At 41.9% G+C, this 14,276-nt stretch carries 12 protein-coding genes and 2 pseudogenes; 10 read left to right on the top strand and 4 right to left on the bottom strand.

Annotation, left to right across the window (positions count from 1 at the left end; translation table 11 throughout):
• Positions 1-26 precede the first annotated feature (26 nt).
• Positions 27-1,845 (top strand): annotated as a pseudogene (locus J4861_RS09725) (MutS-related protein).
• A 330-nt stretch (positions 1,846-2,175) separates the two neighbouring features.
• Here the strand turns inward: J4861_RS09725 and J4861_RS09720 are convergent.
• Positions 2,176-3,000 carry a Cof-type HAD-IIB family hydrolase gene (locus J4861_RS09720; RefSeq protein ID WP_211805425.1) on the bottom strand — a complete coding sequence of 275 codons (825 nt, stop codon included), beginning with the start codon at positions 2,998-3,000 and terminating at the stop codon, positions 2,176-2,178.
• A gap of 253 nt (positions 3,001-3,253) precedes the next feature.
• Between J4861_RS09720 and J4861_RS09715 the strand changes: the two are divergent.
• A pseudogene (locus J4861_RS09715) lies at positions 3,254-3,962 on the top strand (MIP/aquaporin family protein).
• A 216-nt stretch (positions 3,963-4,178) separates the two neighbouring features.
• Positions 4,179-5,192, top strand: a complete 1,014-nt coding sequence (locus J4861_RS09710) for a class II fructose-bisphosphate aldolase (protein ID WP_211816695.1) — start codon at positions 4,179-4,181, stop codon at positions 5,190-5,192.
• A 216-nt stretch (positions 5,193-5,408) separates the two neighbouring features.
• Here J4861_RS09710 and J4861_RS09705 read toward each other — a convergent pair whose 3' ends face one another.
• On the bottom strand, positions 5,409-6,926 hold the full coding sequence (locus tag J4861_RS09705; RefSeq protein ID WP_211816694.1) for an NAD(P)H-hydrate dehydratase: 1,518 nt from the start codon (positions 6,924-6,926) through the stop codon (positions 5,409-5,411).
• Between the two features lie 81 nt (positions 6,927-7,007).
• Here J4861_RS09705 and hpt point away from each other — a divergent pair, with 81 nt between their 5' ends.
• From hpt to J4861_RS09675, 6 genes are all read left to right on the top strand, one after another.
• Positions 7,008-7,547: a hypoxanthine phosphoribosyltransferase gene (gene hpt / locus J4861_RS09700; RefSeq protein WP_211793400.1), complete on the top strand. Its 540-nt coding sequence runs from the start codon at positions 7,008-7,010 to the stop codon at positions 7,545-7,547.
• Positions 7,547-8,119: an adenylate kinase gene (locus J4861_RS09695; RefSeq protein WP_211816693.1), complete on the top strand. Its 573-nt coding sequence runs from the start codon at positions 7,547-7,549 to the stop codon at positions 8,117-8,119. The genes hpt and J4861_RS09695 overlap by 1 nt, the downstream gene beginning before the upstream one ends.
• A 48-nt stretch (positions 8,120-8,167) precedes the next feature.
• The gene (locus tag J4861_RS09690) at positions 8,168-8,542 is read left to right on the top strand and encodes a four helix bundle protein (RefSeq protein WP_211816692.1); all 375 of its coding nucleotides are present in this window, start codon (positions 8,168-8,170) and stop codon (positions 8,540-8,542) included.
• A gap of 57 nt (positions 8,543-8,599) precedes the next feature.
• Positions 8,600-9,769 carry a GTPase ObgE gene (gene obgE / locus J4861_RS09685; RefSeq protein WP_004360406.1) on the top strand — a complete coding sequence of 390 codons (1,170 nt, stop codon included), beginning with the start codon at positions 8,600-8,602 and terminating at the stop codon, positions 9,767-9,769.
• On the top strand, positions 9,762-10,541 hold the full coding sequence (gene pgeF, locus J4861_RS09680; protein WP_211816691.1) for a peptidoglycan editing factor PgeF: 780 nt from the start codon (positions 9,762-9,764) through the stop codon (positions 10,539-10,541). The genes obgE and pgeF overlap by 8 nt, the downstream gene beginning before the upstream one ends.
• A 265-nt stretch (positions 10,542-10,806) precedes the next feature.
• Positions 10,807-11,898, top strand: coding sequence for a hypothetical protein (locus J4861_RS09675; RefSeq protein ID WP_249110823.1), 1,092 nt, complete (start codon positions 10,807-10,809; stop codon positions 11,896-11,898).
• Between the two features lie 85 nt (positions 11,899-11,983).
• Here the strand turns inward: J4861_RS09675 and J4861_RS09670 are convergent, their stop codons facing one another.
• Together J4861_RS09670 and J4861_RS09665 are read right to left on the bottom strand one after the other, a co-directional pair.
• Positions 11,984-12,169: a hypothetical protein gene (locus J4861_RS09670; RefSeq protein ID WP_013264945.1), complete on the bottom strand. Its 186-nt coding sequence runs from the start codon at positions 12,167-12,169 to the stop codon at positions 11,984-11,986.
• Between the two features lie 11 nt (positions 12,170-12,180).
• Positions 12,181-13,362: a phosphoribosylaminoimidazolecarboxamide formyltransferase gene (locus J4861_RS09665; RefSeq protein WP_211816690.1), complete on the bottom strand. Its 1,182-nt coding sequence runs from the start codon at positions 13,360-13,362 to the stop codon at positions 12,181-12,183.
• A gap of 227 nt (positions 13,363-13,589) precedes the next feature.
• Here J4861_RS09665 and J4861_RS09660 point away from each other — a divergent pair, with 227 nt between their 5' ends.
• Positions 13,590-13,964, top strand: a complete 375-nt coding sequence (locus tag J4861_RS09660; protein ID WP_211816689.1) for a RidA family protein — start codon at positions 13,590-13,592, stop codon at positions 13,962-13,964.
• Positions 13,965-14,276: the final 312 nt, after the last annotated feature.

Below are 14,276 nucleotides of genomic sequence, written 5' to 3'. Positions count from 1 at the left end.
ATCCTGACCTTATATTTATTTGTATTATGAACAGAAAATTGACTGATTTGTATCAGCATAAAGCAGAAGAGACGACCAAAACGCTCGTCTCTCTCCGTAGCCGTAGTCGGTTTTTTATCCTGACAGAAATCGTTTTTTTTTTTAGTTGCCATTGTTTTTGTAGTTCTCTATACCTTATTGGCAGATGCAGCTTGGACACTTCTCTGTGCCTTGGCTGCCTTGTGTTTTTATCTTTACATCCGTCGTCGTGACGTACTGAGCGACCGAAAGATAAAGACAGCAGAGGCTCTGCTGCGAGTTTATCAGAATGAGATAGACTATCTAAATGGCAACTTCTCTGGCTTTGAAGCTGGCGAACAATATGTTAATCCGCAACATCCTTATACCTTTGATATGGATGTTTTCGGAACTGGTTCGCTGTTTCAAAGGATGAACCGCACTATCTCAACTGGTGGTAGTGTCCAGTTGGCAGCCTGTCTGTCTACGGAATGGGTCAGTGCAAAGAGGGAGGAACTTGTTGGGCAAATACGTCAACGAATGGCTTCTGTTGACGAATTAGGGAAGTCAGAACCATTCTTGTCAGAATTCAAATCTTTAGGTGTAAAGGAACGAATCAATACGGAAGAAGTGCTGAAAGCATTGACGGATGTTCATTGCCAGAGCTTTCCAAAGTTTTTTCATAGCTCTCTTTTACGTTATTTCTGTTATGCTGATTTACTCGGTTTCTATGTGAGTATTGTGCTTTCCATTGTGGGATTGGTTCCTTTCTTATTACCTGTATGGTGGGGAATATTTAACTTTATGTTCTCTTTTCTTTGTGGGCATAAGCACATGCGTGTCATTTCTGAACTGATAGCAAAGGTACATACGCAGGTAGATGGCTACTTACGTGTATTGAAATTGGTTAATAAGACTGAGTTTAAGTCGGCTGAACTACAAGCTTTGAAACAGAAACTTGCGGGTGCGGAGGAGTCTTTTGAACAATTAGAACTTATCTTACAAAAGATTGATAACAGAAGTAACGAGGTGGGTGTCTTTGTCTTCAACAGTTTTGCCTTAATCGATATCGCTATCGTAAGGCTCTTTCTTCATTGGCAACATACTTATGAACAGCGCACGAATGAGTGGATAGATAGTCTAAATCTCTTTGATGCTTTGGTGTCAATGGGTAACTTCCGATTGAATGAAGATAGGGCAGTACAGGCAGAAATCAGCGAGGAGAATAAGGTAGTTTATGATGCGAAAAATCTTTATCATCCGTTCCTTGGCGAGAAGGCTGTTGCAAACGACTTCACAATCCATGATCATGAGTATTATATTGTTACGGGTGCGAATATGGCAGGTAAGAGTACTTTCCTGCGCTCGTTGGGTATAAATTACCTCTTGGCGATGAATGGTTTGCCTGTTTTTGCAGAACACTTGAAGGTTTCGGTGTTTCATCTTTTTACGAGTATGCGCACGACGGACGACCTTACGCATGGCATCTCTTATTTCAATGCTGAGTTGCTTCGTTTGAAGAAGTTGTTAGGCTCGTTGCGTGATGATGTACCAAGTTTGATTATTTTGGACGAGATTTTGAAGGGAACAAACTCTCTCGATAAGTTGAATGGCTCTCGTCTTTTCTTGCAGTATATTGCCGAGCGCAATGTAACAGGCGTTATCGCCACGCACGACCTTGAACTTTCAAAGATGGAAGAGGAATACGCAGGGCGTTTTCATAATTATTGTTTTGAGATCGAGTTAGGCGAGGATATCACTTATTCGTATAAGATTACAAAGGGAGTAGCACGAAATCAGAATGCTACATTCTTGTTGAAAGGAATCTTAAATCCCAATCGTATTTGAGTGATATCTCTTTCATATTGTTGTCCAAACTGTTTGTTTGCTTAGAAATTTATTTACAATTCAATAGCCGTTTTTACCTTATCCTTAGGGTAAAAACGGCTATTTTTTTGCTCTTGTAAGTGTCATGTATTCAATTAGTTACAAAACCGTAAAGTGAAAGGTGCTTAATTGGACTTCAAAAGGGCGTTACTTAGACTCCAAAAGGGCACCTTTTGCAAGCCAATTAGGCGTCTTTTAGAAGCCAAAAGAGCATGTATTGGTTTTGAACCGTGTGAAAATAGTTTACAATGCGACTAATAAACAGATAAGTTGTTCGTAGAAGACAACCTCTTAATTCATGTTCTCTGGTGAGAGAATAAAGCGTTCAATGACGTGTGCAACACCATCTTCTTCATTTGATAAGGTAACGAAGTCAGCTTCACTTTGAATGTCTTTTGCAGCGTTTGCCATAGCAACGCCAAGTCCGGCAAAGCGAATCATGCTAAGGTCGTTATAACCATCGCCACAAGCAATAACCTCTTCACGGCTGATATCGAGCGACGAGATAAGACGGTCGAGCGAGCGTGCCTTGTCGATACCAAGTGGTACACATTCAAGGAAGAAGTCGGCAGAACGATAGACATCCATCTTTCCTTCCAACTCTTTGGCTAATCTTATCTCCAACTCGTGGAGTGGGGTAGGGTCGCCAACAATCAGACATTTGTTGATAGGATAGACCAACTGATTGAGGAAGTCGTCATATTGCATGACAGGCATCTTATTGATGAAAGCCTCGTGTTGTACGTATTCATCATCTTTATTAGTAGCGGCAATGCCCTCACCTTGATAGGTTAGGATTTCCATTCCTGCTTTTTTGGCTTCTTGAAAGAGGATAGGTACAAGCTGTTCGTCCAACTTCTGTTCAAAAAGAACTTCGTTGTTGGTGCAGTCGATAATCTTTCCTCCGTTGAAAGCAAGGATATATCCACCATTATCTTTTAGTTTCAACTCTTCTGCTAAAGGGACTATTCCGTAGGTAGGACGCCCAGATGCCAATACGACATGTACTCCTGCAGCTTGTGCTTGCATGAGGGCTTGTTTTGTACGTGGTGTAATTTCCTTTTTATTATTGGTCAGTGTGCCGTCCAAATCGAGCACAATCATTTTATACTTCATATAGTTTGAATACTTTTTTCTTTGTAATCTCCCTTATGGGTGACGACTCATTATTATCAAGTAATATTAATCTATTTGCAAAGGTAAGGCTTTTTGTGGATTAAAGACAGCGTTTTAATTGATATAAAACAATAAGTTTTAAAAAGTGCAAGGTGAAAACAATAAATCGTGAACGTTTGTTTTTGTGTGGAGAATTAACCGTTTCAAAGGCATTTTAAACTAAAAGAATAATATTAATTAATTGTAGAGAGTTATGAAGAAGTATTTAGCCGAAATGATTGGCACAATGGTATTAGTCCTCATAGGATGTGGTGCAGCAGTATCTTTGGGTTGTGACCCAGTAAACAATCAGGCTGCAGTAGTTGGTACAGCAATGGCATTTGGTCTTTCAGTAGTAGCAATGGCTTACGCTATTGGTGGTATCTCAGGTTGCCACATCAACCCAGCAATTACACTTGGTGTATTCTTGAGTGGTCGTATGAGCGCAAAGGATTGTGCTATGTACATGTTGTTCCAGTTTATTGGTGGCTTGATTGGTGCAGCTTTGTTGTTCCTTCTTGTAACCAACGCAGGTAGCGGTTTTGCTGCTGCAGGTGTTGGTTTAGGTGCAAATGGTTTGCAAGATGGTATTAGTGTAGCAAGTGGTTTGCTCGCAGAGATTATCTTTACTTGTGTGTTTGTACTCGTTGTATTGGGTGCAACTTCAAAGACTAACGGCGCAACTGGTAAGTTTGCAGGTTTGGCAATCGGCTTGTCACTTATCCTTGTTCACCTTGTATGTATCCGTTATACAGGTACATCTGTAAACCCAGCACGTTCCTTTGGCCCTGCTATCTTCGCACAGCTTGCAGGCGGTTCCTGCAACAGCATTGAGCAATCTTTGGATCTTTATCGTAGGTCCATTTGCTGGTGGTGCACTCGCGTCAGTAATCTGGCGCGTTATTGAGCCAGCTGAGAAGTAATTCATTTATCAGATAAATGTTTGATTAGGCTTATTAGGCAGTCATGTCTAATAAGCCTAATTATCTTTTATTCCAAAAACTATTGCCCTTTATTACGGATTTTAACACTTTAGGTTTATTAAATATGTGGTATGTTTTGGCTATCAGAAAATAAAACCGTACTTTTGCATGTGTAAATAGGTATAGACTTATTAATTTTAAAAGATAAAAGAAATTATGGCAGTAGATTACAAGAAATTAGGTCTCGTGAACACACGTGATATGTTCAAGAGAGCAATTGACGGCGGTTACGCTATCCCAGCATTCAACTTCAATAACCTCGAGCAGCTTCAGGCTATCATCAAGGCTTCTTCTGATTTGAAGTCACCAGTTATCCTTCAGGTTTCTAAGGGTGCTCGTAAGTATGCTAACCAGACTCTTCTTCGTTACCTCGCAGAAGGTGCAGTAGAGTATGCTAAGGAGTTGGGTTGCCACCATCCAGAGATTGCACTTCACCTTGATCATGGTGATAGCTTCGAGACTTGCAAGAGCTGTGTAGACTTCGGTTTCTCTTCTGTAATGATCGACGGTTCTTCTCTTCCATATGAGGAGAATATCGCTTTGACAAAGAAGGTTGTTGAGTATGCTCACCAGTTCGACGTAACTGTTGAGGCTGAGCTCGGTGTACTTGCTGGTGTTGAGGATGACGTTGTAGCTGAGGTTTCTCACTATACAAAGCCAGAGGAGGTTGTTGATTTCGCTACTCGTACAGGTTGCGACTCATTGGCTATCTCTATCGGTACTTCTCATGGTGCTTACAAGTTCACTCCAGAGCAGTGTACACGTGACCCAAAGACTGGTCGTCTTGTTCCTCCTCCATTGGCATTCGATGTTCTTGCAGCTATCGAGAAGCAGCTCCCAGGTTTCCCAATCGTTCTCCACGGTTCTTCTTCAGTTCCTCAGGAGTATGTTGACATCATCAACGAGCATGGTGGTAAGATGCCAAACGCTGTTGGTATCCCAGAGGAGCAGCTCCGTAAGGCAGCTAAGAGTGCTGTTTGTAAGATTAACATCGACTCTGACTCTCGTCTTGCATTCACCGCAGGTGTTCGTCAGACATTCGATGAGCACCCAGAGTACTTCGACCCACGTCAGTACTGTGGTAAGGCTCGTGAGTACATGGAGGATCTTTACAAGCACAAGATCACAGACGTTCTTGGTTCTGAGAACAAGCTTGCTAACCTCGACTAATCATTTGTTGAGGTCGTCTTGACTAAATAAAACATTAGCGGCAGCTTCCTTTTGGGAACTGCCGCTTTTCTTTTGTGCCGCTTTCTACGAGGCATTGCCTCGTAGGCTATGACAGAGGAAACAAAAAGCCCCGCATGGAAAGAACCATGTGGGGCTGTTGCTTATACTTGGAAGGCTTTATTACCTATCGACAATAGCTGGAATGGGAAGACTTTATCAATCGTCCAAAAGTTTGAAGGCTTTAGGGAGATAGTTGATAATGTCTCCTGCAACAAGACTTTCCTTACCTAATTCTTTCGCTGCTAAGTCGCCAGCAAGACCATGGAGATACATGCCCACCATACAAGCATTCTGCTGGTGGTAACCACGAGCAAGGAGGGCTGTGATGATGCCAGTGAGTACATCACCACTACCAGCTGTTGCCATGCCACTGTTACCAGTCGAGTTAAAGATAACGTTGCCATTAGGTAGGCAGAGTGCACTGTTATGTCCCTTAAGGATGATATAAGCCTGTAAAGACTTTGCCAACTCACGTGTACGATGGAGACGCTCATAGTCAGCATTAGCAGGAGAGCCTGTAAGACGGTCGAGTTCCTTTGCGTGAGGCGTCATAATGATTCCCTTTGGTAGTTGTTGCATCCATGCACGATGGCTTGCAAGAATATTCAAGGTATCAGCATCGGCAACAATAGGACATTGTGCGCGTCTTATCTGGGCTATCATCGCAATGGCAGTAGGCTCCTGTCTGCCTAATCCTGGACCTATTGCAAGTGCGTCGAAATCATCTGTATCAACTGCTTCGGTAAAGGCTGTCTCCTCATGGTCCATTTGTAAGATAGCTTCAGGAACAGATATCTGCATGATATCGTAGTTCTTTTTAGGAGTATGCACCGTAACCTTACCCACACCGCTACGTAGACAGGCACGAGTTGCAAGGATAGCTGCTCCCGACATGCCGTAACTTCCTGCGATGATAAGTGCATTACCCATATCACCTTTGTGTGAGAAGTCATCACGATGGAGTAAACGCGAACGAATGTCGTTCTCTTCTAATAGGTAATATTGTGCTTCTGTCTTCTGAATAAACTCCTGATTCAGACGGATATCAAGGACCTTTAGCCTACCAATAAATTGCTGTGCATCAGCGAAAAGGAAGGATAATTTGCGTTCGTGGAGGGTTAATGTGAGGGTAGCGTGAATGATATTCGCACGTACGTTATACGTATTGTCCTCCGTCATCAAACCAGATGGAACGTCAATACTCACAATCTTTGCAGGACTTTGATTGATATATTTCACCAAAGAGGCAAAACCACCAGCCAATGGTTTGTTGAGTCCAGAACCAAACAAACCATCAATCACCAATGTGTCAGCGGTTAATTCAGGTGGGTCAAACTTCGCAGTGATTTCTGTAAAATCCTTTGCATGCTTGCTATCGAGCAAACGTTGGCGGTTTGTTACACAGTCTTCTGATAGATGATTGGTGATATTGAAGAGGTAAGTACTAACTTTGTATCCCTCATTTATCAGCAAACGTGCCACAGCAAGAGCATCGCCACCATTGTTGCCAGGTCCTGCAAAGACAACAATTGGCGTATGTGTCGACCACTCCTCAGTGATAGCACGAGTAATGGCTTTTGCTGCACGCTCCATCAAATCAATAGACTTGATTGGTTCGTGTTCTATAGTGTATCTGTCCAGTTCGTGAATCTGGGCACTTGTAAATATCTTCATAACGATGGCAAATTTACAAAATAAATGCGGATAGTTTGGTATTATTTTCGTAATTTTGCGCTAAATTATAAATAATGAAGAATGAGTCGAGTAACAATTAAGGACAAAACGTTTGAGACTTCTATTCCTGAAGCCGAGATTTTGGAAAGAGTAAAGCTGGTAGCTGATCGTATAAACAAGGATTTTGAAGGTAAGACTCCGCTCTTTCTTGCGGTGTTGAACGGTTCGTTCATGTATGCCTCTGACTTGATGAAGCATATCACTATCCCATGTGAGATATCCTTTGTTAAGTTGGCTTCTTACCAAGGTGTTACCTCAACGGGTACGATTAAGGAGATTATCGGTTTGAACGAAGATATCCGTGGTAGAGAAGTTATCATTGTAGAGGATATTGTTGATACAGGTGCAACTATGAAGCGTATGCTCGAAACGCTCGGTACACGTGAGCCTGCTGGTCTTCATATAACAACCTTACTGTTGAAGCCTGGTAAGCTTACTGTTCCTTTGAACATTGAGTATGCAGCAATGGAAATACCAAATGACTTCATTGTTGGCTATGGACTTGACTATGACCAGCAGGGTCGTAACTTGAGAGATATTTATACTTTAGTACAAGAATAATGAAGAATATTGTAATTTTCGGTGCGCCAGGTGCTGGTAAAGGTACTCAGAGCGACAAGATGATTGAGAAGTATGGCTTCGGGCATATCTCAACAGGTGACGTACTTCGTAATGAAATTAAGAATGGTACAGAGCTTGGTAAGACTGCAAAAGGATACATTGACAATGGTCAGCTCATTCCTGATGAGTTGATGATTGATATTCTTGCAAGCGTATACGATAGCTTTGGCAAGGAGCATAAGGGTGTTATCTTCGATGGTTTCCCACGTACAATCCCACAAGCAGAGGCTTTGAAGAAGATGTTGGCTGATCGTGGTCACAATGTGGCAGCTATGGTTGAACTCTTTGTTCCAGAGGATGAGTTGATGAAGCGTCTGCTTCTCCGTGGACAGCAGAGCGGTCGTTCTGATGACAATGAGGAGACAATTAAGAAGCGTCTCAATGTTTACAGCAATCAGACTTCTCCATTAATTGATTGGTATAAGGGTGAGAATATTCACCACCATGTTGAGGGTCTTGGTACTGTAGAAGAGATTTTTGCACGTATTGAGTCTGTTATTGACGCTCTGTAGACCTTTGACCTTTGAGGTTTGAACTTTGAACTTTATGATTTGTACCGTATGTTGGAGAGAAAAATCGTAGAGAATGATATCTATATCTTATCAAAAAGTTTTGCACTAAGGGTTGTACGGTTATATAAATACCTGACAGATGAGCATAAGGAGTATGTCCTATCAAAGCAACTTCTTCGTTCTGGGACGAGTATTGGGGCTAATGTTCATGAAGGAAAGAACGGACAAAGTCGTGCAGACTTCTGTAGTAAGATGAATATCGCTTTGAAAGAAGCAACAGAGTCAAACTATTGGATTGATTTATTAAGGGAAGCAGAATATATTAGCGAGAGTGAGTATAAACCTTTATCAGATGATTGTCATAAGATTCAAGCAGTCTTGACCAAAATAGTTAAGGCAACTCGTTCTTCTCTTAATCAATAATATTTCAAGTTACAGTACAAATCATAAAGGTCAAAGTTCAAAATTCAAAGTTTAAAGATGGAAAGTAATTTTGTTGATTATGTAAAGATATACTGCCGCTCTGGTAAGGGTGGTAGAGGTTCCATGCACCTTCGTCATGTGAAGTATAACCCTAATGGCGGACCAGATGGTGGCGATGGTGGTAAGGGTGGAAGTGTTTACTTGCGTGGTAACCACAATTATTGGACGCTGTTGCACTTGAAGTTTCAGCGTCATATCTATGCTGAACATGGAGGTAATGGCGGTCGTGATAAGTGTCATGGTACAGATGGTAAGGATATTTATATTGATGTTCCTTGTGGTACTGTTGCCTATGATGCCGAAACTGGTAAGTATGTCTGCGATGTTATGCATGACGGACAGACGGTGTTACTGCTGAAAGGTGGACGTGGTGGATTGGGTAACTTCCAGTTCCGTACAGCTACGAATCAGGCTCCACGCTATGCACAACCAGGTGAACCAATGCAGGAGATGACTGTTATTCTTGAGTTGAAGCTGCTGGCTGATGTCGGTTTGGTGGGCTTCCCAAATGCAGGTAAGTCTACTTTGCTGTCTTCTCTCTCAAGTGCAAAGCCAAAGATAGCCAACTATCCTTTCACAACGATGGAACCATCGTTAGGTATTGTCAGCTATCGTGATAACCAAAGTTTCGTTATGGCTGATATTCCAGGTATCATCGAAGGAGCCAGTGAAGGTAAGGGACTCGGCTTGCGTTTCCTCCGTCATATCGAACGAAACTCCCTTCTGCTCTTTATGGTACCAGGAGACACCGACGATATCAAGCGTGAATACGAGGTGTTACTAAATGAGTTACAGCAGTTTAATCCAGAGATGCTCGACAAACATCGTGTCTTAGCGGTAACGAAGAGCGACCTTCTTGATGATGAGCTCATTGAGATGCTGCGTGAAACGTTGCCAACAGACCTTCCTGTTGTTTTCATATCAGCTGTTACAGGACAGGGAATTGATGACTTAAAGGATATTCTTTGGAAAGAACTTAATGCAGAAAGTAATAAGCTGCAAAGTATTCTTTCGGAAGATACACTTGTTCATCGTGACAAGGATATGTCACGTTTTGCTGCCGAGTTAGCAGCTGAGGACGCTGATATTGATGATGTTGAAGAGGTGGGTATAGACGAATTGGATGAGGTAGAAGATCTCGAAGATTTTGAATACACAAATGATTAAGCCTGTTCTACATTACTTTAATCTTGCCGACGAGGTAGTCAGCTTTAGCACTACCCGTCATGGCGGAGTTAGCAAGGGAAAGCTTGCTACACTCAACATCAACCCTCATCGGGGTGATGAACCATCTGCTGTAGCCGAGAATCTGCAGGCTGTAGCAGTAGAGATTGGTGTTCAGGCGGATAAGGTTATCCGTTTGCATCAGATACACGAGACACATTGTCTGATTGTGACGGATGAGTTTTTTCATCTTTCAGCTGCTGAGCAGTACGAGATGGAAGAGGGAAAAGATGCTGTCGTTACCGATTGTCGTAACGTCTGCATCGGTGTTCATACTGCTGATTGTGTTCCTATTCTTTTTTATGACCCTGTTCATCATGCCATTGGTGCAGCCCATGCTGGTTGGCGTGGTACGGTGCAGCGTATCGTTCAGCACACACTTCGCAAGATGACAGAACTATATGGTACTGACCCAAAGGAACTCAAGGCGGTTGTTGGTCCGTGTATTTCGCTGAAGAACTTTGAGGTAGGTCAGGAGGTTTATGATGCTTTTTCGGCTGCAGGCTTCCCTATGGAACGCATTGCACGTATGTATGAGAAATGGCATATCGACCTTCCGCTTTGCAATCAACTTCAGTTAGAAGAACTTGGTGTGCTAACAGCTAATATCCTTCAGTCCGCTATCTGCACTTATGATAATGCTTCCGACTTCTTCTCAGCACGTATTCTCAAAGAAGGATTTGGTACTATCTATACAGGTATTGCATTGAAATAGATACCTATTCCATGGTTATTACGGAATTATTCTCACGTAAATAAATATTTCTTGTCGTGAAAATAAATATTTCCTTTCATGAAGATAAATCTTTATTTTCATGAAAATAATTCGGAAAAGACGTTTTTTACAATGATTTTATACCTTCTATTTGGAAGGTAATAAGATGAAGAAAAGAGATTGAAAAGCATGTTTTTATCAATAATTTAGTATCTTTGCTATCTTCGAAGGCGTTTATTTCGTGTAAAGATATTTATTGTATAGTATGAAGAAAATCCTGTTTTTCCTTTCAATATGTATGCTGTTGGTTGCTTGTACAGACAAGCGACAGGAGCAGATAGCGAAGGTTCTCGTCCTGTTGAATAGAACTGGAACATACAATGAAATGCAAAATACTAACGGTAGACAGTATTATCTGAATGTGGATAGTCTGTTGGATTGTATTGATACGACTTATATTAAAACATGCAAAGGACCAAGAGCCTTTCCTGTGGTACAGTCTTTATTAGATTCATTATGTACTACGAAAGAACTTTGCGAACTCACTAATAGGAGCTATTCTGCGGTTGTTCGACTTGCAGCTACAGATGCTTTGATACGTCGAAAGTATGCATACTTAGAGGAAATATTACTCTCGAATTATACTGATACGACGAAGATTTATGTGCAGTCAGATGATGTTATAGAAGAGGAATATGCTGGTAGCGTGTTCTTACGTAATGTTCAGTCATGCAGAGATAAGACAGTCATTAGTAAAGAAGATTCTTTGCGTAATGACTCTTTAGCACTCTATACACCCGGATTGTCCAAATATCAATATACAAAGAAACTTTTATTGAGAGTTCCACCAAAGGAAAGCTATTACTCAAGGATAAAGGAGATTGTTCTTAAAGAACGAACCTATCAAGCATTGAAGGCTTTAGCTTCCTATTGTAGAGAGGAGGATAAATCTATCTTATTGGATGCTTTATCACATTATGATAATGAGAATGAAGATGTTGGTTGGGAAGATGATGAAACCGATAATGCCTTGTTGGCTGTTACGGTTTGGGCTTGTCAAGATTTCATTCCTTTGCTGATGCGCATCCGAGACTATGAAATAAAGAAAGATGATGGTAGTATGCTACCTCGTAGCAAATACTTATTTGAGGCAGTAATGGCTTATAATAATCAGTGGGCATACAACTTTATTGACGCAACGCTTGCCTTGTCTTCAAAAAAGAAAGACCGTGAATATAGCTCTGATATAACGATGGCAACAAACTTTCATTCGGCTATGTTATCTCATTATAATCCTCGTTTTGCCAGCTTATTAAGGAAGTATCCTGGTGAAGACTTTGGTGATGGCTATGAGTAAATAGCCGTATCATCAATAACAAACGCCCTCATTTCTCCAGTTCCCTTTGACAAGGACGGAGAAATGAGGGCGTTCGTTGTTTTCTTTACTTGTGTCGGTTAGCACGTTGCTGACGGTATTTAGCCTTCTGCTTTGCACTGCCAGAGCCGTGTGCACCAGTAATATACTTCTTTTTCTTGGCTTTGGTTTTCACCTTGCCATCATCGGTTTTGGGTTTCGAGGCACTTCGAAAGACCATTCCGGTTTCAATAATATCGTCAATATCACTCATATACAATCTTTTTAATGATGAAATAAACGAACGCCAGTAAAAGCCATTGCGATGTTGTATTTGTCACAAGTGTCAATAACATGGTCGTCACGAATACTTCCACCAGCCTGTGCTATATATTCTACACCACTCTTATGTGCACGCTCAATGTTGTCGCCAAATGGGAAGAAAGCATCAGAACCGAGTGCAACACCCGTATTCTTGGCAATCCACTCTTTGCGTTCCTCACGTGTTAGAGGCTCTGGGCATTCTGTGAAGAATTGCTGCCATACACCATCCTGTAGTACATCTTCATACTCATCAGAGATGTAGATATTGATTGTGTTATCTCGATCGGCACGGCGAATACCCTTCTTAAATGGAAGATTCATAACCTTTGGACACTGGCGCAACCACCATTCGTCAGCCTTACTACCAGCTAAGCGAGTGCAGTGGATACGACTCTGCTGTCCAGCACCAATACCGATAGCCTGTCCGTCCTTCACATAGCAAACAGAGTTACTCTGTGTATACTTCAATGTAATCAGCGAAATGATGAGATCACGCTTGGCATCCTCAGTGAATGTCTTGTTCTTTGTAGGGATGTTCTCGAAGAGTGCTGGGTCATCAAGCTTCACTTCGTTGCGGCCCTGTTCAAATGTAATGCCGAAAACTTGCTTCTTCTCTATAGGAGCAGGCATATAGTTAGGGTCAATCTTAATGACATTGTATGCACCCTTACGCTTATCCTTCAGAATTTCTAAAGCCTCTGGAGTATAGTCAGGTGCGATAACACCATCGCTAACCTCACGCTTTATCAGCAACGCTGTCTCCTTATCGCAGGTGTCACTGAGCGCACAGAAATCGCCATAAGAACACATACGGTCGGCTCCACGAGCACGTGCATAAGCACTGGCAAGCGGTGTAAGCTCGAAGTCAACATCATCGACAAAGTAAATCTTCTTGAGTGTATCACTCAAAGGGAGACCTACTGCAGCACCAGCTGGGCTGACATGCTTGAACGATGCAGCTGCAGGCAGACCAGTAGCGGCCTTCAACTCTTTAACGAGTTGCCAGCTGTTGAGCGCATCAAGAAAGTTAATGTAGCCGGGACGACCACTGAGAACTGTAATTGGGAGTTCGCCTTCCTCCATATAGATACGTGAAGGCTTTTGGTTCGGATTGCATCCGTACTTAAGAGCTAATTCTTTCATATAACTTATGTGGTATATGTAAATTGGTAGTGCAAAGATAAGGAAAAATAATGGAATACGCCGTTACGCTTGTCGTTTTTAAGTAAATTAGCCGTGTTGGTTTGTTTCTTTTGAAGAAATTCAGTACTTTTACACTCGAAAAGAAAACAATCTTTGGAGCGTGAGGACTATCCTGCGCAGGCTGAATACCCTCCGGCTCCTCTAATCCCTTTAAATTACTTAAAGATATGCAAGCATTACACACAGACAAGGCATCTGCCGCAGTAGGTCCTTACAGTCAGGCTATCGAAGCCAATGGTTTTATTTTCGCATCTGGTTCACTTCCTATTGACCCAGCTACCAATGCTTTTGTTGAGGGTGGTGTGAAGGAACAAACTCGCCAGTCGCTCACTAATGTACGCAACGTGTTGGCTTCTGCAGGTGTAGACCTGTCTCATGTTGTTAAGACAACAGTGTTCCTTTCTGATATGGAGAACTTCGCTGCGATGAATGAAGTTTATGCCGAGTTCTTCAAGGAACCTTATCCAGCACGTTCTGCATTCGCTGTAAAGGCTTTGCCAAAGGGTGCGCTTGTTGAGATTGAGTGCATCGCAGTGAAATAAATTGCATTGATTAGCCTAATAGCATACACTTTCTGATGCCGCTATTAGGTTGAAATGACGAAATATTAGTGTCCTTTTGTAATGGGTAGTATTCTATTTCTATCCTTACAGAAGGACGCTTGTTATTTTCGTTTTGTATTCAAACAAGCGTAGTTTCATTGCTTTTCTGTCGTTGTATGGATGGTCCGCACGTGTGGTGTTGATGCTTCGCACATAGGGTGCTAACGCTTCGCACATGATGTGCGAAGCACTAAAATGTTGTGTGATAGACTGGTTATAAGAGGATAGAAAGTGGTAAATGAGATGCTATGT

Origin of the sequence: Prevotella melaninogenica (assembly GCF_018127925.1) — a bacterium.
GTDB classification, from domain to species: Bacteria; Bacteroidota; Bacteroidia; order Bacteroidales; family Bacteroidaceae; genus Prevotella; species Prevotella melaninogenica_C.
This window is presented reverse-complemented; position numbering and strand designations above follow the sequence as displayed.

What these genes read in the sequence shown, in the direction of transcription:
- J4861_RS09720 (WP_211805425.1), bottom strand. Translation starts at nt 3,000, where the DNA reads ATGAAGTATAAAATGATTGTGCTCGATTTGGACGGCACACTGACCAAT.
- J4861_RS09710 (WP_211816695.1), top strand. Translation starts at nt 4,179, where the DNA reads ATGGCAGTAGATTACAAGAAATTAGGTCTCGTGAACACACGTGATATG.
- J4861_RS09705 (WP_211816694.1), bottom strand. Translation starts at nt 6,926, where the DNA reads ATGAAGATATTTACAAGTGCCCAGATTCACGAACTGGACAGATACACT.
- hpt (WP_211793400.1), top strand. Translation starts at nt 7,008, where the DNA reads ATGAGTCGAGTAACAATTAAGGACAAAACGTTTGAGACTTCTATTCCT.
- J4861_RS09695 (WP_211816693.1), top strand. Translation starts at nt 7,547, where the DNA reads ATGAAGAATATTGTAATTTTCGGTGCGCCAGGTGCTGGTAAAGGTACT.
- J4861_RS09690 (WP_211816692.1), top strand. Translation starts at nt 8,168, where the DNA reads ATGTTGGAGAGAAAAATCGTAGAGAATGATATCTATATCTTATCAAAA.
- obgE (WP_004360406.1), top strand. Translation starts at nt 8,600, where the DNA reads ATGGAAAGTAATTTTGTTGATTATGTAAAGATATACTGCCGCTCTGGT.
- pgeF (WP_211816691.1), top strand. Translation starts at nt 9,762, where the DNA reads ATGATTAAGCCTGTTCTACATTACTTTAATCTTGCCGACGAGGTAGTC.
- J4861_RS09675 (WP_249110823.1), top strand. Translation starts at nt 10,807, where the DNA reads ATGAAGAAAATCCTGTTTTTCCTTTCAATATGTATGCTGTTGGTTGCT.
- J4861_RS09670 (WP_013264945.1), bottom strand. Translation starts at nt 12,169, where the DNA reads ATGAGTGATATTGACGATATTATTGAAACCGGAATGGTCTTTCGAAGT.
- J4861_RS09665 (WP_211816690.1), bottom strand. Translation starts at nt 13,362, where the DNA reads ATGAAAGAATTAGCTCTTAAGTACGGATGCAATCCGAACCAAAAGCCT.
- J4861_RS09660 (WP_211816689.1), top strand. Translation starts at nt 13,590, where the DNA reads ATGCAAGCATTACACACAGACAAGGCATCTGCCGCAGTAGGTCCTTAC.